Origin of the sequence: Microcystis sp. LSC13-02 (assembly GCA_002282935.1) — a bacterium.
Taxonomy (GTDB): Bacteria; Cyanobacteriota; Cyanobacteriia; order Cyanobacteriales; family Microcystaceae; genus Microcystis.
The window spans coordinates 1-19,935 of record MTBT01000083.1 but is presented as its reverse complement, the minus strand read 5'-3'; the positions used below and the strand labels follow the sequence as shown (position 1 = coordinate 19,935).

General features: G+C 43.3%; 16 protein-coding genes. 5 read left to right on the top strand and 11 right to left on the bottom strand.

What is annotated here, in order from left to right; all coding sequences use genetic code 11:
• The coding region (locus BGL89_RS04970; protein ID WP_286824730.1) for a bile acid:sodium symporter family protein at window positions 1-818 on the top strand (818 nt) is incomplete at its 5' end.
• Between the two features lie 43 nt (window positions 819-861).
• Complete coding sequence (locus BGL89_RS04965; protein WP_286824729.1) at window positions 862-1,458, top strand: hypothetical protein; 597 nt, start codon at window positions 862-864, stop codon at window positions 1,456-1,458.
• 23 nt (window positions 1,459-1,481) lie between these two features.
• Here the strand turns inward: BGL89_RS04965 and recA are convergent, their stop codons facing one another.
• The 3 genes from recA to BGL89_RS04950 all read right to left on the bottom strand — a co-directional run bounded on the left by recA (window position 1,482) and on the right by BGL89_RS04950 (window position 4,210).
• Window positions 1,482-2,549, bottom strand: a complete 1,068-nt coding sequence (recA, locus tag BGL89_RS04960; protein ID WP_286824728.1) for a recombinase RecA — start codon at window positions 2,547-2,549, stop codon at window positions 1,482-1,484.
• Between the two features lie 126 nt (window positions 2,550-2,675).
• A complete protein-coding gene (locus BGL89_RS04955) occupies window positions 2,676-3,629 on the bottom strand; it encodes an aldo/keto reductase (RefSeq protein ID WP_286824727.1) in 954 nt (317 codons plus the stop codon).
• A gap of 407 nt (window positions 3,630-4,036) precedes the next feature.
• On the bottom strand, window positions 4,037-4,210 hold the full coding sequence (locus BGL89_RS04950) for a hypothetical protein (RefSeq protein WP_286824726.1): 174 nt from the start codon (window positions 4,208-4,210) through the stop codon (window positions 4,037-4,039).
• A 186-nt stretch (window positions 4,211-4,396) separates the two neighbouring features.
• On the opposite strand from BGL89_RS04950, the gene BGL89_RS04945 reads away from it, so the two are divergent.
• Window positions 4,397-6,007 carry a pentapeptide repeat-containing protein gene (locus BGL89_RS04945; protein ID WP_286824725.1) on the top strand — a complete coding sequence of 537 codons (1,611 nt, stop codon included), beginning with the start codon at window positions 4,397-4,399 and terminating at the stop codon, window positions 6,005-6,007.
• A 441-nt stretch (window positions 6,008-6,448) separates the two neighbouring features.
• On the opposite strand, the gene BGL89_RS04940 is transcribed toward BGL89_RS04945, so the two are convergent.
• Both BGL89_RS04940 and BGL89_RS04935 read right to left on the bottom strand, forming a co-directional pair.
• On the bottom strand, window positions 6,449-6,784 hold the full coding sequence (locus tag BGL89_RS04940; protein WP_286824724.1) for a XisI protein: 336 nt from the start codon (window positions 6,782-6,784) through the stop codon (window positions 6,449-6,451).
• The gene (locus BGL89_RS04935) at window positions 6,772-7,188 is read right to left on the bottom strand and encodes a XisH family protein (RefSeq protein WP_002751648.1); all 417 of its coding nucleotides are present in this window, start codon (window positions 7,186-7,188) and stop codon (window positions 6,772-6,774) included. Before BGL89_RS04935 ends, BGL89_RS04940 begins: the two co-directional genes overlap by 13 nt.
• A 330-nt stretch (window positions 7,189-7,518) precedes the next feature.
• Between BGL89_RS04935 and BGL89_RS04930 the strand changes: the two genes are divergently transcribed.
• Entirely contained in the window at window positions 7,519-8,244 is a 726-nt protein-coding gene (locus BGL89_RS04930; protein ID WP_286824723.1) for a 2-phosphosulfolactate phosphatase family protein, read from the top strand.
• 83 nt (window positions 8,245-8,327) lie between these two features.
• On the top strand, window positions 8,328-9,575 hold the full coding sequence (locus tag BGL89_RS04925) for a bifunctional folylpolyglutamate synthase/dihydrofolate synthase (protein ID WP_286824722.1): 1,248 nt from the start codon (window positions 8,328-8,330) through the stop codon (window positions 9,573-9,575).
• Here BGL89_RS04925 and BGL89_RS04920 read toward each other — a convergent pair.
• The 6 genes from BGL89_RS04920 to BGL89_RS04895 all read right to left on the bottom strand — a co-directional run bounded on the left by BGL89_RS04920 (window position 9,549) and on the right by BGL89_RS04895 (window position 19,520).
• Window positions 9,549-11,138 (bottom strand): DUF3352 domain-containing protein, encoded by a 1,590-nt coding sequence (locus BGL89_RS04920; protein ID WP_286824721.1) that lies wholly within the window; start codon window positions 11,136-11,138, stop codon window positions 9,549-9,551. The genes BGL89_RS04925 and BGL89_RS04920 overlap by 27 nt on opposite strands.
• Before the next feature lie 824 nt (window positions 11,139-11,962).
• Entirely contained in the window at window positions 11,963-13,648 is a 1,686-nt protein-coding gene (locus BGL89_RS04915) for an alkaline phosphatase PhoX (protein WP_286824720.1), read from the bottom strand.
• A 235-nt stretch (window positions 13,649-13,883) separates the two neighbouring features.
• Window positions 13,884-15,092: a quinone-dependent dihydroorotate dehydrogenase gene (locus BGL89_RS04910; RefSeq protein ID WP_286824719.1), complete on the bottom strand. Its 1,209-nt coding sequence runs from the start codon at window positions 15,090-15,092 to the stop codon at window positions 13,884-13,886.
• A 97-nt stretch (window positions 15,093-15,189) separates the two neighbouring features.
• Window positions 15,190-16,065, bottom strand: a complete 876-nt coding sequence (locus BGL89_RS04905; RefSeq protein ID WP_286824718.1) for a J domain-containing protein — start codon at window positions 16,063-16,065, stop codon at window positions 15,190-15,192.
• 180 nt (window positions 16,066-16,245) lie between these two features.
• The gene (gene dnaK / locus BGL89_RS04900) at window positions 16,246-18,408 is read right to left on the bottom strand and encodes a molecular chaperone DnaK (RefSeq protein ID WP_286824717.1); all 2,163 of its coding nucleotides are present in this window, start codon (window positions 18,406-18,408) and stop codon (window positions 16,246-16,248) included.
• Window positions 18,409-18,611: 203 nt separating this feature from the next.
• Window positions 18,612-19,520 carry an RluA family pseudouridine synthase gene (locus tag BGL89_RS04895; protein ID WP_286824716.1) on the bottom strand — a complete coding sequence of 303 codons (909 nt, stop codon included), beginning with the start codon at window positions 19,518-19,520 and terminating at the stop codon, window positions 18,612-18,614.
• Window positions 19,521-19,935: the final 415 nt, after the last annotated feature.

The window sequence follows — 19,935 nt, the reverse complement described above, 5'->3', positions numbered from 1 at the left end:
AAAGCGTAAGACTTCTGTTAAAGAAGCAGCATCCCGTGAAGCGTCAACCCCATTCAGCGACCATTCTAAAAAGGTGGCGTGGTGAGGAATCACCGTCCGTTTACGGCGGTGAGGATGTCAACGTTGCTTCTATCTTACCTCTCCGTCCAGAAATTGCCGTCGGTTTAATGATTGTCGCCATTTGCCCCAGCGGTCCTTCCTCCAATGTTTTAACCTATTTAGCTAAGGGAGATGTGGCCCTTTCTGTTACTTTAACCGCTTTTAGCAGCATCATCACCATTTTCACCATTCCTTTTTTAGCTAGTTTGAGCTTACAGCATTTTATGGGTGAAAGTGCCGCCATCTCCTTACCCATTGGTTCTACTATGGCGCAGATATTTTTGATTATAGTTTTACCCCTGGTTATCGGTATGACTATCCGCCATTACTTCCCTTTACTGGCCAAAAGTCTGGAACCGATAACTAATCGTTTAGCCGTAATTTTTCTAGCAGTTATTATCTGCTTATTAATAATCCGAGAATCGGAACGTTTGCCCCTATTCATTGCTCAAGCTGGCATCGCAGTGATCATTTTACATACGATTGCTTCCCTAATTGGCTTTTTCAGTGGTCGTTTATTTCAATTAACTATTCCCCAAAGAATTTGTATCGCAATTGAAGTGGGTATTCAAAGCGGCACTTTAGCTATTGCTATCACTGCCGGTTTATTAAAGAATCCCGATCTAGCCATTCCCGCAATTGTCTATAGTTTATGGATGTATGCCAGCGCTTTTATCGCTGTTTATTATGGTCGCAAAAAAGCAGCTTTGGCAAAATAGGTAAATGGGGTGATAGGATATAGCTAAAAACTGATAACTGATTATGTTAATTGGTAAATATTTAACCTTAGAAGAATTATCTACCTGTTCCCAAACCTATCAAAAGTATGCAGCGCAAATCGCTCCCTACCCAAAAAATCCTGAAACGATAACCGCTTGGCAAAATCTCGCTCACTTTATTATCGATCCAATTATTGATAACTTTGGTCGAGAAAAATTCCAATTAACCTACGGATTTTGTTCCAATGATCTGAGAAAACTTCTCCAAAAAAAAGACCCAATCACTGGCTTAAAAAACGGTAGAATCGATCCCAGTTGCGATCAACATTGCGCCCACGAAATTAATCAAAAAGGTCAATATTATTGTCAGCGATTGGGGGCAGCCTGTGATTTTCGGATTATCGATTTAACGAGCGATCGCCTGATCGATTGGATTTTAACCCAAAAATTACCCTTTGATTCTCTCTATTTTTACGGAATTAATCGCCCGATTCATATCAGCTATGGACCCCAACATAAACGAGATCTATGGACTTTTACCCCTAGAGGAACACCGACTAAAAAAGGTTTACAATCATGGTTAGAAGCCGCTAAATCTATCGATTCTGAAGCTAAAAAATCCCCCGAAACCGGGGGATAACCAAGACTTAAAACCGTCTTCTTTTAGATTTCTGGCTCCAGATCTTCCTCGTCGTCCTCATCGGCCGGTTCCGTGGGGAAAGGAACCGAACCCATGTCTAATTTATCCCGCAATAACTTCTCAATTTCCGCCGCTACTTCTGGCTTTTCTTCGAGATATTTAACGGCATTATCGCGACCCTGGGCAATATTTTCGCCATTATAGCTATACCATGCCCCTTTACGAGTAACTACGTTCGTTTGTTCGGCGATATCGAGCATACAACCCACTTGGGAAATGCCTTTACCGAAGATAATATCAAATTCAGCAATCCGGAAAGGAGGCGCGACTTTATTTTTAGCCACCTTAACTTTAGCCCGAATTCCGTATTCCCCTTCCGTGCCTTTTTTCAAAGTTTGAATGCGACGGATATCTAAACGTACCGAGGCATAAAATTTTAAGGCCGTCCCCCCGGTGGTCACTTCAGGATTGCCGTAGGTGACACCGATTTTTTGCCGCAGTTGGTTGAGGAAAATCACCACACAACCCGATTTACCAATATTACCGGCAATTTTTCGCAGGGCTTTACTCATCAAACGGGCCTGCAAACCCACCTGATTATCCCCCATTTCCCCTTCAATTTCCGCCCGCGGCACTAAAGCGGCCACCGAGTCGATGACAACGATATCCACGGCCGAAGAACGCACTAACTGGTCAACTATTTCTAAGGCTGCCTCCCCTGTATCCGGTTGTGCCACCAGTAAATTATTGATATCTACCCCTAAATCTTCCGAATAGGTGGGATCTAAAGCGTGCTCCGCATCGACAAAGGCTGCCACTCCCCCAGCTTTCTGCACTTCTGCGATCGCATGGAGGGCTAAAGTGGTTTTTCCAGAACTTTCTGGCCCGTAAATTTCGACGATGCGGCCTTTCGGTAGGCCGCCACCCAAAGCCATATCTAGGGTTAAAGCACCACTAGGCACGGTTTCTACCCGCATCCGGGTCGCGTCTCCCAAACGCATAATCGAACCTTTGCCAAAGTTGCGCTCGATTTGATTTAAGACTAAGCCTAAGGCTTTATCTCGATCAGGATTACTTGTCGTTGTCGCCATTAATTTTGTCCCAGTTTTCTTAAGTAGTACAGTAGTATCTAAAGATTGTAGCCTGTTTTGATCTTGATCACCAAAAAGTTAGAGACTTTTTCCAGAATGGTGATCGAAAATCAAAAGTTTTGATTTTTACAGCCAAGGTCGGCTCATCTGTTCTAATTGCGTCACCTCTCGCGCTTCTAAACTCCATCCTAACGCCCCAGCATTTTCCCTCGCTTGGGCCGCAGTTTTTGCCCCCGGAATGGGAATCACATCCCCTTGGGCGATTAACCAATTGAGGGCCACTTGTGCGGGGGTTTTTTGGTATTTTGCGCCCAATTCTTGCAGTACCCTTAAAATTGGGGCTATTTTCTCCAAACCTTCTTTTTTGAACCGCGAGTCAACTTTTCTGGCTCCATCGGGCAAATTCTGGCTTTCTGGGCTATATTTACCCGTCAGTAGTCCTTGAGCGAGGGGGCTGTAGGCAAGGATGGTGACACCTAATTCCTTGGCTGTGGCTAAAATTGCCTTAGTTTCTATTTTGCGATACAAAAGCGAATACTGCACCTGATTGACCGCTAAGGGAACCTCTTTTTTCGCCAAAATCTGGCTTGCTTGACGCATTTGCTCGGCGGAATAATTACTTACACCCACTGCAGCAATACGGCCTCGTTTTACTTCTTCAGCTAGGGCATTCATTAGGGTTTCTTGGCTAATCAGGAAGGTGAAGGGCCAATGTACTTGGTAAAGGGTAATTTTATCGGTTTTTAGACGGTTTAAGCTCTCTGTAATGGCATTATGAACGGCATTCGCCCCAAATCGCCACGGTACGGGGGCAAACTTACTGGCAATATCGATGGGAATATCAGTCTCTTGAGTAAATTTTCCTAAGAGTCGTTCCGATTCCCCCAGTCCATAGACTTCGGCAGTGTCAAAAAAGGTGATTCCTGCCTCTACTGCCGCTTTAAAGGCCGCTTCTACCTGACTAGCTCCGTATTCCTTGCCATAGTTCCAGAATAGTTTATCTCCCCATGCCCAAGTCCCAATTCCTAAGGCACTGACGGAAATTCCTGTTTGTCCGAGATTAGCGGTTTGTCTAGTCATATTCCCTACAAAGAATGACAGCGTTTCTCATTTAAAGATGAAGTGTAACCTATATTTGGTCTGACTCCCCACTAACCCCCTTTTTTGATTCCGGGAAATTCGCACCCATAAGTAATGGGAAAGGACTTGACTTTGCCGGCGACTTGCGCTATGCTTTTCTTATAATGGGAATCTGTGCAAAATTTTTTAAAACGCACAGATTACCATTGTGAATAAAATCTTTTAAAAATATTATCTCAAAATCTCCCGACAAAAGCAAGCAAAATTTCGCCCCTAATTGTTAAGTTTTGTTAATCAAGAAATGCAGAGATCAGCAAGGTAAAAAAATGGAAATCTCTTGCCGATCTTGTTTGTCTGCTTGATTGTCGGTTAACCTATGATTAGGTTAGGCGAATTTTGCGCTTTGACTAATTGTTAGTGCTAACTTCCGTGGTTTCAACAATTGCCGTCGGTTGGCAGGGGGTAGGTGGAAATTTCTCTGGCAAAGAGAAGCCTAAAAATGATGCGATCGCAATTATCGTGCTGATAATTTTGGCAAGACTGACAAGGTCTTCTCTGTACTTTAACCAATATTTATACATAATCATCAATCCTTTTATTTAGGAGGTGAACTATCTTTAGATTAAAAAAATTCTGATTATTTGTCGTTACTCAAAAGTCCTGAAAATGGTACTTGTTTTAGGTACTCTCAAGTAACCTGACAGGGTACTGAAAAGTAATCTTAAGTCCTGTTACCTATAAAAATAATGATAATGAATGAACTAAAAATGACTGAAATTGAAACCCTTTCTTGGTTTGAATTAGAAATGCTGGTTAATGATCTGAAAAAAAAGCATACAAACAAGGGATTAACGGACGTGGAGACAAAAATATTAAAAGGTATTTTTGAGGATAAAAAATATGCTGATCTAACGGAAGAAATTGGACAAGAAGAACAGTCAATCAAGAATGCAGCTTCTAGTTTATTTAAAATCTTGTCAGAGCAAACAGGTGAAAAGATTGGAAGTAAGAATCTGATTACTGCTTTAAGTCGATGGAAATTACAACCAGAATGTAATCAAAAAAACACAAATCATGATGGGAAATTCTCTGGTGCTGTGGTTTTTACTGCTTCTGAAAATAAAAAGAAACAGATATTAACGCTATTAGAACTTTTAAGAAAAATAACTGATGATCAGGAAATAACAATAACTGACGTAGAAAAAGGTAGCATCAAATTAACTCTCAAGGGTTCTCAAAAAAGTTTAGAAAAAATTGAATCCCTATTCAAATCGGGTAAATTAAACAAAATTTCGGGAGATATTACAATTGAAAATGTTCAATTTACCGAAGATAATTGTTTAGCTTTTACCATAGCAGGTGATGTTAATGCAGATGAGATAACCTATTTAAAATCTACTATCATAGGACAAAATTTAGCAGAATCACCAAAGCAACTGGCAGAAGAATCGTCAGCAAACCCCTTGATTGTCAAGACAGTAAGTATAAATGAAGCATCTAAAGAAATTAACAATAAACTAATTGAATCTATTAAAAAACCTAACTTCCTCCAGCGCATTATAAGAAGATTTAGAAGGATTAACCTGAGAGAGGCTAACCTGAGTGATGCTGACCTGAGAGAGGCTAACCTGAGTGGGGCTGACCTGAGTGGGGCTGACCTGAGAGGGGCTATCCTGATTAAGGCTAACCTGATTGGGGCTAACCTGAGTGGGGCTAACCTGAGAGGGGCTGACCTGAGTGTGGCTAACCTGATTGGGGCTGACCTGAGTGTGGCTAACCTGATTGGGGCTGACCTGAGTGTGGCTAACCTGATTGGGGCTAACCTGATTGGGGCTAACCTGAGTGGGGCTATCCTGATGGGGGCTAACCTGAGTGGGGCTAACCTGAGTGGGGCTAACCTGATTGGGGCTGACCTGATTGGGGCTGACCTGAGTGTGGCTAACCTGATTGGGGCTAACCTGAGAGGGGCTAACCTGATTGGGGCTGACCTGAGAGGGGCTAACCTGAGTAAGGCTAACCTGATTGGGGCTGACCTGAGAGGGGCTGACCTGAGAGGGGCTAACCTGAGTAAGGCTAACCTGAGTGGGGCTAACCTGAGTAAGGCTAACCTGAGTGGGGCTTTCCTGAGTGGGGCTAACCTGAGTAAGGCTAACCTGAGTAAGGCTAACCTGAGTGATGCTGACCTGAGTGGGGCTTTCCTGAGTGGGGCTAACCTGTGGATAGCTGACCTGAGTGGGGCTTTCCTGAGTGGGGCGGAAGTTGAAAACGCTATCTTTACCAATGCAACGGGTATCACTCCCGAACAAAAACAGGATTTGATTCGACGAGGGGCAATTTTTGGGGATACTTCTAACGATCGCAGTAAAGCATTAGTTTAAAACAGCCTTTGCTCTCCACCTTCAGCAGAGATTTAGGTAGGGTTGGCTGAATAAATGTAAAATATAGACGAGGTAAGGGGTTTGGCGGCCTGTTTGGCCAAGCAGCTGCAAGATTTTCAAGCTAGTGGCTCAAAAACCTTCCCTAATTAATGGGAAAAGACTTGACTTTGCCGGCGGCTTGCGCTATGCTTTTCTTATAATGGAAATCCGTGCAAAATTTTTAAAAACGCACAGATTCCCATTATGAATAAAATCTTTTAAAAATATTATCTCAAAATCTGCCGACAAAAGCAAGCAAAATTTTGCCGATAATTGTTAAGTTTTGTTAACAAAGAAATACAGAGATCAGCAAGGTAAAAAAATGGAAATCTCTTGCCGATCTTGTTTGTCGCCTAAGCTATGATTAGGTTAGGTGAGTTTGGCGCTTTTCTCGGATTAAGATTAACCCACCGCAAACCCTGTATATTCTCTGACTAGGGGTTCATGAAAGGCTAAAACAATATCTTCTTTAGGAACGCCTAAATTAACTAATTCATTGGCAATTCCTACCTCAGTGCCATCATGTTGTATCCAGATTTTACCCTTTTTAATATCGAGATGCAAAACACAACCATGATATCTTCGTCTATTTTTCCAGCCAACATACATCAATTGATAGTGATCGCCAACTGTATCAAAAATCAATTGTTGTTCAATCGGATCTTTAGATGAACCTAGCTGAGAATATTCAGTAATGACTTGCTTGACATAGTGACGATATTGTTCTAATTTTTCCATTCGACAATTACCTCCCCAATCGGATCATAAATAATCAGGTAAATTTGAAATCGTTTAACGACAGTTTGAATAAATCGCAATTCAAAAAAACTATAATAAATATCTAAGGGAACAGCTAAATATAACTGTCTTTTAGGTTCTTTTTCTTCTAAAGCAACACGATAATTAAAGAATTGTCCAATAGCAGTATGAAATTCTGAAATACTGGATTTACCGATAAAACTTTTAATTTCAACGGCTATCTTTTCATTGTCTTTTTCTGCGGCTATCAGTTGCTCTGCTCCTAAATCGACATACATTTCTACATCACCCACTTCAATCCTTAAAGGGTCATCCGTAATGATCCAACCCTCTTTTTCTAATCCTTTTCTCACTGCACCATGAAAACGATCTTTAGCAGACATGAATTTTGAAGTTAGCAGGCATAATAATTGTTAATTATAACATTTCGTCATGACGAGCGACAGGGTGAGAGCAGCTCAAACCCTATTGACAATTGGCCAATTTTGTGATCCGCGTGGGCATTTCAAGTGATAAGCTAAGACGTATTTAAACCGCTTATTCTGAGATTAGCCCCCCCTTGCCTGATCTCCACCAGCAATTTGAATGACGAACAGCTTAACTAGCTGACATCCATCGTGATAAAATCGGCCTTGTCTTTCTTCTGCCAGCGCGACGCCGAGCGGCGGTATGTTGAGCTTATTTCCCCTTTTACTTTTTACTTGGTATAACTCGTGCAGGTTTTCATTTATCATACTCCCGAACTTACCCCCGTCCATACTCTACCCGATTGCGCCGTCGTTATCGATGTTTTAAGAGCGACAACCACGATCGCCACTGCCCTCAATGCCGGTGCGGAAGCAGTGCAAACTTTTAGCGATCTGAAAACCCTGATGCAGGTGAGTGATAGCTGGCAACCGGAAAAACGTCTCCGGGCAGGAGAAAGAGGTGGCGCGAAAGTGGAAGGCTGCGATCTGGGCAATTCTCCCCTCGATTGTACCCCTGATTTAATGAAAGGTCGTCGTCTGTTTATCAGCACCACTAACGGCACTCGCGCTCTGCAAAGAGTGGAAGAATCCCCGATCGTGATCACTGCGGCCATGATTAATCGGCAAGCTGCCGTTAATTACCTATTGGATAAGCAGCCCGATACCGTCTGGATTGTTGGCTCTGGTTGGGAAGGGGGTTATTCTCTGGAAGATACGGCCTGTGCTGGAGCGATCGCCGATGCGCTACAAGAACAATCGGGGCAAATGGCGATCGGGAATGATGAGGTTATTGCCTCGATCGCTCTTTATCGTCAATGGCAAAATGATCTTTTAGGAATGTTCCACAGTTGTAGTCACGGTCAGCGCCTTTTGCGTCTCCACTGTCAAGAAGATTTAAAATACTGCGCTAATATTGACTCTCTTGATGTTTTACCGATCCAAAAAGAACCGAGCATTTTAGTCAAACTTTAGACATTACTACCCACAGAAAGGGTCATCCGTGCGGGTAGGATCGATGCTCCTACCCGGATTCCTTTATTTATAGTTTACCGACCATGACTATCGATTCTTTACTGCAACCTTTTCAGCGTTTTGGTGTCAATCTCGGTTTAGAAAGAATAAAAAATCTGCTGGAGATTTTAGGCAATCCCCAAGATAAAATTCCGATTATTCATGTCACGGGAACTAATGGCAAAGGTTCAGTTTGTGCCTATCTATCCTCTATTCTCAGCACTGCTGGTTACAAAGTCGGACGTTATATTTCTCCCCATTTAATTGATTGGACGGAAAGAATCTCTATTAATGGCGAAAATATTGAAACTGCGACTTTAGAAAACCTGCTTAAGTATATACAATCGCGTATCGATCCCCAGCAGGAAAGTCCTACTCAATTTGAGGTAATTACTGCCGCTGCTTGGCTGTATTTTGCTCAGGAAAAGGTGGATATTGCCGTGATGGAAGTGGGTTTAGGAGGAAGATTAGATGCGACTAATGTCTGCGCTCAACCTTTAGTTACTGTCATCACTTCTATTAGTCGGGAACATTGGCAAAATTTAGGTCCCACGGTTGCGGATATTGCCGGGGAGAAAGCGGGGATATTAAAAGCGAATTGTCCGGCAGTTATCGGACAATTACCGGAATCAGCGCAGGGGGTAGTTAGGGAGAGAATCAAGCTGTTAAATTGTCCGACGGTATGGGTAGAAGCTGCCGAGAAAATTGCCGATAATCGCGCTAAATATCAAGGGTTAGAATATCCTTTATCCTTAGCGGGAGATTTTCAATTAACTAATTCGGCTCTAGCGATCGCTGTTGTTAATATTTTACGTCAGCAAGGTTGGCAAATTAGCGATGAAGTCGTGCAAGAAGGAATGGCAAAAACTCGCTGGTTAGGACGGTTACAAACCGTTAATTGGTGTCAGCGAGAAATCTTAATAGATGGCGCTCATAATCCTGCTGCTGCTATTGGTTTAAGGCAGTATATAGATAGTTTAAAAGCCCCAAAAATTATCTGGGTGATGGGAATTTTATCGACCAAAGATCATCAGGAAATATTCCAAGCTTTATTAAGAAAAGGCGATAGTTTATATTTAGTTCCTGTGCCAGATCATAGCAGTGCCAATCCTGAAACATTAGCGGAATTAGCGGCTTCAATTTGTCCAAAATTATCTCACCTAGAGACTTGTTCCGATGTATTTTTAGGACTAAAAAAAGCCATCCAAGAATCTGCCGATAGTCAGATAATTCTCTGTGGATCGCTTTATCTAGTCGGTTACTTTTTAGGGAGTTTGTTTCAGGGAAAATAAAACATCAATTTTACTGGTGGTTTTATCAGGCATAGTGGCAGTAATTCCGATCCCGCGTACCGATTCTAAAAAGGCTTTTGTTTCCGGGGTTAATTCCGTGGCAGGAAGATTATTAATTCCTCCCGCTTTAGCGATAATTTGCTCCACATCGATGAAGAAATAACCGAGATTATTCTTGGGTAGATTAGCGGTAGATACTCGGAAATTCTCACTTTGGCTAATCGGTTGATTCGGTTGGGGTTGATAGGGAATTCCGACGGTCATTTTTAAGGTATCATTATTAGGCCAAGCATAGGTTAAAATCGCTTGTTCTTCCGCTTTCCATTCAGTCACATCTTCACCGGAAATTTGACTGTTTTTTATGGTGATAACAGGAACAGTTTTTACCAATTGATTTAACTTCTCGATGGTAGTTTTTGCCGCTTTATGATCGCCGGTTTGCCAGATCATCATTCCCCCAAAACCTAACCCTCCCACCGCTTGCTGGTTGGGGATAATTCCAAAGGCAAATTCTCGATCCATCCAGTTAAAAACTTCTTTATCCGCGTCAAGGGTTGCCATCTGAAAATTCTCACGGATCTGACGCAGAAAAACTTGTAATTCTGGGTTAGTTTGGGACTGTTTTTCTACTTCTTCCCATCCCTGTTTAAGATTATTACCGCTCCAGACTGCGATGGTATCTCCGGGGAAATAATTTAAAACTTGATTTCTGCTAGGGGAAGGTAGGGTAGAAATAGTTTCAGGAGCAAGTTTAGCCACCATTTGTAATTGTAATCCCGTATCGGTGACACCCACTCCCGCGACAATATCTTGAATTTTTGCTAATTCTTGCCGACTTTGGGGGGATAAATTAGCATCTGCTCCCAAGATGCCGGCATAATCATCGATATAAATTGTCGCTAGGGTATTGGGTAGGTTGAGGGATTGGGAAAGCAGTTTTCTCACTTCTGGTTTACTGCTAAAAGATGGCTGTCCTCGGTAGGTATCGATCGCCGATTCTAACACCTTTTTATCGTAGGATATCAACAAAAAATCCCCCGCAACGGCAGTATAAATGGTGGTGTTATCCTGCCAATCTATAGCAGTAATTTTAATATCTTTGTAGTCACTGGTGCTAGTTTTGCGATTAACTTGTTGTCCTAGTTTTTTCTCGAATTCCGACGCTTTAATTTTATCTTTGATCCCGATAACTGTTAAGATTCCCGATTCCCCCGGTTTAGTTGCCGGAAGAAAAGCAAAGCTGATACTACCGATCCAAGGTTCGATATCCCGTTGATAATCAATCTTATCGGTGAAGATATTTTTTTGTAATTCTTCTAGTCCTTGACTAACCGCAGTTCGTGATTCAGGTGTACCATATTTAGCTAACACTGACCAAGCTTTTGCATCCGTGGAGACAAAACTACTAGCAAAGGCAGTTTCTGGGATAACTTTTGCCGATTCTAAGGGGGTGAATCTTTGCCAAGGTAGTTGTCCTCGTAGATAAAGATAGACACCTCCTGCGGTTACTGCTGTTAGTCCTAAGACGACTAAACAACCGGGTAAAAATGATTTTTTTGACATAGAATTGTGGTTTGGTTAAAAAGTTCAATACTTGGCGATCGATTTGTCTCTGGTTGTAGTTTCTAGAGAATTGGTTAATCTTTAGTAAGCTTTAATTATTATTATAGCTTCTGGAGGTACTAAGCTGTTGACTATCTAATTTACTCGTTAAGACTGTAGGGGAGCGGGGGGAGGTAGTTTGCTCTTTTGTACTAAAATATCCAATACGCAGTTTAAATACAGTACAGCTTAGAATGATCAAATATTGTTGATATGAAGACCATAAAAGGCTAATTTTATCATGAAACTGGACATGAGATAGACAAAATAGAATCATAGAATCTTTGATTCTTGATGAATTTCTGATTACTAAGTAGGGTCTGCTGAAAAAGTTTTTCGGTGGTGGTAGGAGTCAGGAGTCAGGAGTCAGGAGTCAGGAGTTTCAGGCTTTGTCAATCCTATTTTCTTGCACTAACATCGGACTTTAACAGGTCAAAAGCTTTATTTTAAAAGGGTTTTACCATTATTCAGCAGACCCTATTTACAGATTTTATGCAATTTAATCCTTATTTTTGCCGTTTTTGAACCCTAAAAAATTAATTACGCAAGAGGTATTATGAAAAATGAGGCTCTCTTGGAGTTATGGTGATCAGCAAATCTTATCGAAGAAAAGGCGTACGCTATACACCCCTACAAATCATACCACGCGCGGCAGTAGGGACGCAAAGCTTGCGCCCATAATGTGACATTGTGAACATTTTTCACCCAATGTCCAAGAGAGCCAAAAACGATAAAAAATAGGGGCTGAATTTTTTCAACCCCCTAAAATACAAGAAATTATCGTTTTAGCCTTGTTTCCGTTTTAATGCCAAGGCAGATAAACCAAAGAAACCTAAACCAAAGAGGAGAGTCGGTTCCGGGGTTTGGACAGTTAATAAACCTAATTGACCACCTTCGACAAGATTATTAGGACCGCCGATGCTGCCATTTCGCACACTGTGGGCCTGCACGTCGAGAATCAGAATTTTTTCTCCTGGTCGAGCGCTGGGAAAGAATTCAGTAATATCCAAAATCCCCGAAGTTTCCCAGTTACCTAAATCATTGGGGCTGCTGTCGGTTTGACCACCTGGTAAACTAGCACTACGATCGATCTGACCTACTCGTGTCGCTCGTCCAGTGGTGGCATCAAGTCGCCAAATCGAGGCTTCTTCTCCAGAGGGTTGACCGAAATCAGAGAAAGAACGGTCTTCTTGGATATAGATAGTACCGTCATCGGACCAATCGAGGTTATCGGGACTTCTCACCCCAAAATCGGGACCGCTAAATTGACCGCCACCCGCATCATTACCATCGTAGAGAATGCGAGCGCTGACGCTAGAAGCAGCGGTGTCGAGATTGCCGTTTTGATCGAAAACCAGATTATTATCGAAGATATAAACAGTTCCCCAGCTATCGGCCCCATTGAATAAAGAACTGCGTCCGGTGGAAGCAAGAACAATTTGGGAACCATCACTGGGATTAGTCGAGACATCTTCCGGACGGGAGAAGGAAAAAGCTCCTAAAGCGTCCGCTTGGGCGCGAAGATTGCTATCGGTGGCAAAACCGTTGAGAAAACCAACCCCATTTCCCTCGTTCACCACTTCTACCCATCGTCCAGCGCTGGTGTTACCAGTACCGGCAAAGTCCCGGGGATCCACACCTTCATCGCCTACCCAAACATACAGTTTGCCCTGTTTGAGACCATTGCGATCGAGAAAACTACCATCTCCGACCCCGTTTTTCTCCCCAATGTAGAGATAGAGAGGCGCGGACTCGGTATCATCACCCCCGATCATCGCAATGCGATCACTTCTACCTGTATCAATTTCTGTCCAATTTTCCCAAGCACCGCGACCCATTTCTGGGGCAGCCCAGATATCGAAATTGCTAGGATCGAGAACCCATTGAGTCCCGTTGCTGGTTTCTTCTCCAGCAAAGTAGATATTATCTTCAAAACCGATCCCTTGACCGAAGGAATAACGACCGAAAGCGGCACCAGAACAAAAACGATCTAAACCTCCAATGGTGGGAGCGAGTTCAAATTGACTGGTACTGGTGATTAGATTGTAAGAGCGATCGTAGATTTTATCGAAGGCTAATCCAGAACCGATAATTTGACGACTACTGGTGTCGATGTCAAAGTAACTGATTCTTGCTCCTCTCACGGAAAGCTGGTTAGCAGTACCCGGATTCAGGGTATAAGAGGCTCCCTGGTTATTTCTAACTTCGTGGTTGACCAAGGCACGAATCGTCCCATTTCCTAGATCGATAACGCCAATTCCATCAAGAATACCGATGGGAGTGTAATTGTTGATGGTTTCACCCACTGTAAATAGGGGCGTATATTTATAACCATTCAATCCTGTCACCTGCGGTCCGCCTGTATTAGTATGAGCTTGCGCTAAAACCGTCGGTACGTTTATCAGGGAAATTCCCACTGTTAGCAGAGTTGCCGCTAGAACATTTTTGCGGTTAGAATGTGAAGCAATCATTAATTTTTTATTCCTCTAATCTCAAGGAAACAAAACGTTCTCTCTTGAGATTAGAAGGCTTTTATTAAGGGATTGATAAGCCCAGAATAAAAACTCTTTAAGAACTGATGCTTTGTCATAATTATTAATATTTATGCAAACAATTGTAAAAAAGCTGGATGCTCACGACCTAGATTCTTTCTATTAACAATAGTCATTTAATCATCGAGCCTAGTAAACAATGTCTTTCTTTTGCTTATTCTGACTCCTTAATACTGTCCCGTGACTCTTTCCCTAAGGGAAGATTTTTGATTTTTTCCAGAGGTCTATTATTAATTCCCACCGCTTGATTAATATTAGTCAACCCATTGACCTCTAGTTTTTCTGTTAATCCTTGTAAAATATTTGATACTAGCCAAGGACCCTGATATAACCAACCGGTATAAATCTGTAATAAACTGGCACCGGCGGTAATTTTTTCCCAAGCATCATCGAGAGAAAAAATGCCTCCCACTCCAATTATTGGTAAATTGCCTTGGGTTTGCCGATAGATAAAACTGATCACTTCCGTGGAACGTTCCCGCAAAGGTTTGCCACTAATTCCCCCTGCTTCTTCCGTGATTGGTTTACCAGTTTCGGGCAGAATTGTGGTTTTTAATCCCGTGCGTTTAGTGGTGGTATTAGTAGCGACAATTCCCGCTAATTGATAGGAGACAGCTAAGTCAATAATTGTTCTGATATCTTCCCATTCTAAATCGGGAGAAATTTTCACTAATAGGGGTTTTCTGCCTTGATTTTCTGTTTGTAAAATGTCGAGGATTTTATCGAGTTGTTCACCACTTTGCAGGGAACGTAAACCGGGAGTATTGGGAGAACTAACATTAACGACAAAATAATCAGCATGGGGGAATAAATAGCGAAAACTGCCTAAATAGTCCTCCGGGGCCTTTTCTAGGGGCGTATTTTTCGATTTACAGAGGTTAATGCCGATGGGAATCTGTCGGGGTTGTCGTTGCCAAGATTGTTGGAGGGTTGCCGCTAGAACTGGCGCACCGCAGTTATTTGCCCCCATACGGTTTAATCCAGCCAAATCTTCTGGTAAACGGAATAATCTCGGTTGGGGGTTGCCCGGTTGCCCTTCTAGGGTGACAGCACCCACCTCGGCAAAACCAAAGCCGAAACTATGCCAAAGTCCTGCCCCTAAACCGTCTTTATCGAATCCTGCCGCTAATCCGACAGGATTGGGGAAATTTAACCCCCAGAGGCTTTGAGATAGGCGAGAATCGCTAAAACTGAGGGATTCTGATAATTGTGAGATTAACCATTGTCCCCAAAATCCGCCTCGCGAGCGATCGATTTTTTGCAGAGTATTTAATAATTGTTTTTGTGTTCCCTCTAAATTGCCCCGAATAGCCTTGAAAGCTAGAGGATAAAAAGGTTTAATTGTGTCAATTATATTGGTCATAATCAAGCGGGATTAAGGTGTAGGGTGGGTTAGGCGAGGACAAGTTATGTTTTTGACAAAAAATTTCAAATTTGCCGTAACCCACCTAGCATAATCTTTATAAACCTTGACGAGGATTAAAAGTTTCGATCGCCCGTATTTTTTGATAAAGTTCTAATTCTTCTGGGCTAGGATTGGGAGGATTAACTAATAGAATTTCCACTAATTGATCGCCCCTTTCTCCTTGGGAAGTGGGATAACCTTTGTTAGCCAAACGTAATCTTTGACCACTTTTTAATCCCTTAGGAATCATCATTTTAACTAAACCGTCAATGGTAGGAATTTCCACAAAACCGCCCACAATTGCCTCGCTAGGAGTAATCGGTACTTGACAGACAATATCAGAACCTTGAATCCTAAAAAAAGGATGCCTAGCGATAGTTATTTTTAAATATAAATCCCCCCCTTCAATACCCTGACCTTTGAGACGAATTTTCTGCCCATCGATCATGGCTGCCGGCATATCAACCTCTATTGATCTACCATCTTCCAGACGAATTCTTTGTCTGCCACCTTGATAAGCTTTCTCCAAAGGTAAAGTCAATTTCGCCTCCACATCTCGACGAGTTAAACGGGGAGAGGAGGCAATTTTAGCGCGCTTAGTATTAAGGTTATTAAAATCTCTAAACTTCCATAAATCCTGTTCTGTACGGGGGATTTTTCCATTACCGTTACTATTCGCTTTTTCCCCCGGACGTATCCCGCGGCGCTTAATCCCCGTCAAGGAACGATTATACTCAACCCGTTTTTCTTCATCGGAGAGAACATCGTAAGCTTCATTAATATCTTTAAACTTTTCTTCGGCCGATTTATCCCCCGGATTAACATCAGGATGATATTGACGCGCCAGTCGTCGAAAAGCCTTTTTGATCTCGTCACCGGTAGCCGTGCGAGATACTCCTAAAACATCATAATAATCAACTAATTGTGGCATATATTCAGTTATCAGTCATCAGTTATCGGTCATCAGTTATCAGTCATCAGTTATCAGTTATCAGTTATCAGATTTGAGTTCTAAGTGAGCAGTATGTATTAAGCGAGCAGTATTAAATAGTAGTTTCCCACTGTCTTTTTACTGATTACTGTTTACTGTTTACTGTTTACTGATCACTGATTAAAACCAATCATCATCGTCATCATCCCAGTTATTTTGGGGGGGAACATTGCGGGAACGATTGCCGCCGCTGCGGTTACTTTTACTATTGTTATAACTTTTTTCCTCCGAACGGGGGGGACTTTGCCAATCGCTATCGCGGCCATTGTAGTAATTGTCCTGATTGCGGGGGCGATAACTATCTTGATTAGCCGAATAATTGGGTCGATAATCACTTTGATAACCCGGTGTACTGGGACGATAATCCTGGCGATAACGATCGCGGCGCGGTTCGGAGGGAAGATCATCTTCCTTATCCCCGGTAAAAGTCTTGCGAATAGCGCTAAAAAAGCCCTCATCTTCCTCGTCGTATTGTAGCCGTACCTCGCGATTTAATTCATAGATAACATCCTGTAGATCGGCCTGGGCGCGATCAATGCGACGGTCATCATTTTTCTCCAAAGCGTCGATAATTTCCGTACTCAAAGACTCAATTTGACGACGATAGGAACGGGTAAACTCATTACCAAAATCGAGAGTAACATCTTTTAAGCGTCGTTGGGCTTGATCCACCAGAGAGCGGGCGCGATTGCGTTTATCGACCTTTTCGCGACGGGTACGATCTGCTTGGGCAAATCGGGCAGCATCGCCGATCATGCGGTTAATTTCCCCTTCGCTGAGGGTAGAAGCGCCTTGAATGGTGACACTTTGCTCCCGTCCGGTCATTTTATCCCTAGCGGTGACTTGTAGAATACCGTTAGCATCTATATCGAGGGACACCTGCACTTGCGGAATACCCCGGGGTGCGGGGGGGATACCGGTTAATTTAAAACGTCCCAGGGATTTATTATCGCTGGCCATTTCCCTTTCCCCCTGCAAAACGTGGATTTCCACCACAGTTTGATTATTTTCGGAAGTGGAAAAAAGGTCAGCTCTGCGGACGGGAATAGTGGTATTGCGGGGGATTAACTTTTTCATCACACCGCCGATGGTTTCTAAACCCAAGGATAAAGGGGTAACATCGAGGAGCAGCACGTCTTTGACCTCGCCGCCCAAAATTCCCGCTTGAATAGCCGCCCCGACCGCTACAACCTCATCAGGGTTAACATTTTGATTGGGTTCCCTATCGATAAAACTCCGCACCAAATCCTTAACCACCGGCATCCGCGTGCCGCCGCCCACCAGTACCACTTCGTCTAGTTGGACGGGGGACAAACCGGCATCAGAAAGGGCGCGTTTGAGAGGACGACTGAGACGACTGATTAAATCGCCGCATAATTCCTCAAATTGGGACCGACTCAGGCGAGTTTCGATGTGTTTGGGTCCGTCTTCCGTGGCGATGATAAAGGGCAGATTAATATCGGTGACGCTGACCCCAGACAGTTCTATTTTGGCTTTTTCTGCCGCTTCTGTGAGTCTTTGTAGGGCTTGCCGGTCTTGGCGCAGCTCCACGCCTTCCTGTTCCAAAAACTGATTGGCTAACCAATCGACGATTCTTTTATCGAAATCATTTCCGCCTAATTGGGTGTCGCCACTGGTGGCTTTCACCTCAAAAACGCCGTCACCCACTTCCAAGATAGAAACATCAAAAGTACCGCCTCCCAGGTCAAAAACGAGGATTTTCTTGCTTTCCTGTTCATCGAGACCGTAGGCCAGGGCGGCGGCGGTGGGTTCGTTGAGAATCCGCAGCACTTCTAACCCCGCAATTCGGCCCGCATCCCGGGTGGCTTGACGTTGGGAGTCATTAAAATAGGCAGGGACGGTGATTACGGCCCCGGTAACTTCTTCCCCCAGATAACGGCTGGCCTCTTCGGCTAATCGGCGTAAAATTAGGGCGGAAATTTCTTCGGGGGCGAATTCTTTTTGCAGACGGGGGCATTTAATTTTGATATTGCCCATCTCATCCCGGCGGATGGTGTAGGGGACGCGCTTCGATTCGGGGTTTAATTCCGAGTAGCGACGACCTATGTAGCGTTTGACTCCATAGTAGGTGTTTTGGGGATTGAGTACCCCTTGTCGCCGGGCCATTTGACCGACCACTAACTCCCCATCTTTATTAAAACCGACCACAGAAGGGGTGGTTCTCATGCCCTCCGAGTTGGCGATGACCACTGGCTTTCCGCCTTCCATCACGGCGACGACGGAGTTAGTTGTCCCTAGATCAATGCCTACTACTCTACCCATGCTTGTTTTTGTCTCCCCCTAGATTTCGATAACTTCGGGACTTTTACCTTCGATCGATAGTTTAAATCGCTTAATGCTTGTTGACAATATTGTATCCAATTGTCTTAGGTTCTCGCTCTCGGTTCGGGGCGATTGAGGGTGTGATTACCGAAGTGGTCTTTTAGTGATCGCTGGCGATCAGGTTTGGGGGGGTGAAAATATGGCTAGATTTCCAGATTTTCCCTATCCACTAATTCTGCTGGCGGCTGACAGGAAATAGGGATTGTTCTGCCTGTACTGGGATGATTAAAAACGATTTGATTGGCATGGAGATAATAACCACAATCTCCCGGTACTGCATCCGGCCGCGGTAATCCCCCCAGACCATACAATGGATCACCGATTAAAGGATAGCCAAAAAAGGCCAGATGAATGCGAATTTGATGGGGTCTGCCCGTAAAAATTCTTACTTCTAATAGGGTACTATCGGGATGTTTTTTTAAGACTCGACCATCACTGCGGGCCGATAACCCATCTGTGAGCGCACCGTAAACATGGCCTAAAATGGGATGGGCGATTTTCCCGATCGCTTGATTAATAGTAAAATTATCTGGTATGTCGCCCTGAACCACTAAAGCTCGATATATTTTAGTAATTTTCCCCTCCCGCATCTGTTGACTCAATTTAGCTCTAGCGGGCTTTGATTTAGCCATTAAGACTATGCCCGAAGTGCCGCGACCAAGACGATGAATTGGATAGGGAGTGATATCGGGATAATGCTGATGTACCAGATGGATAAGAGTATGTTCGAGAAATCCACCCCCCGCTAACACCGGTAATCCCGAAGGTTTCGCCACCACTAACACCTCGGCATCCTCGTAGAGTACCTCAAAAAAGAGCGGCACATCCGGTTCTGTCCAAGGCGGGCGCTGATAGGTCAATTGCTGCCCGATTTCCAAGACTGTATCGGGGCAAGCGGGACGACCGTTGACTAGAATTGCTCCTGATAAAATGCGATCGAGCCATTCTTCTGGGCTAGAATGGCAATATTTGCCCGTATAGTAAGCTAATAAGCTTAATCCGTCCTGATTTTTGCTAATTTTATCTCGATAAATCCAACCTTGATTGGGCATTGGGGAAGTGGGGTGTGGGGAAGTGGGGAAGTGGGGAAGTGGGGGAATTTCAACTAAAACCCTAACACCCCAACACCCCAACACCCTATCACCCTATCACCCTATCTCCCGACTCCTGACTTCTAACCCAATGTTCGACAAAGATAAGCAAAAATTATTGATTGACTCCAAAAACTTGAGAATATTTAAATTAACATTCCGCAATATTTATAAATTCTTAAAAATTAATTGAGAAAGATTTTTATTTAACAACGATGTTACAATGGTTACAGCGATTTTGCTGAATTTCATATTGGGTTATTCTGTGCTTTTTTGGGCAGCAATGGTTGAAACCCTTGCCACACCTAGAAGGTAATCCTCATTAAAACGGGTAAATGAGTCAATTTAACCCACAACGATGATCTTTTTTTTGTGT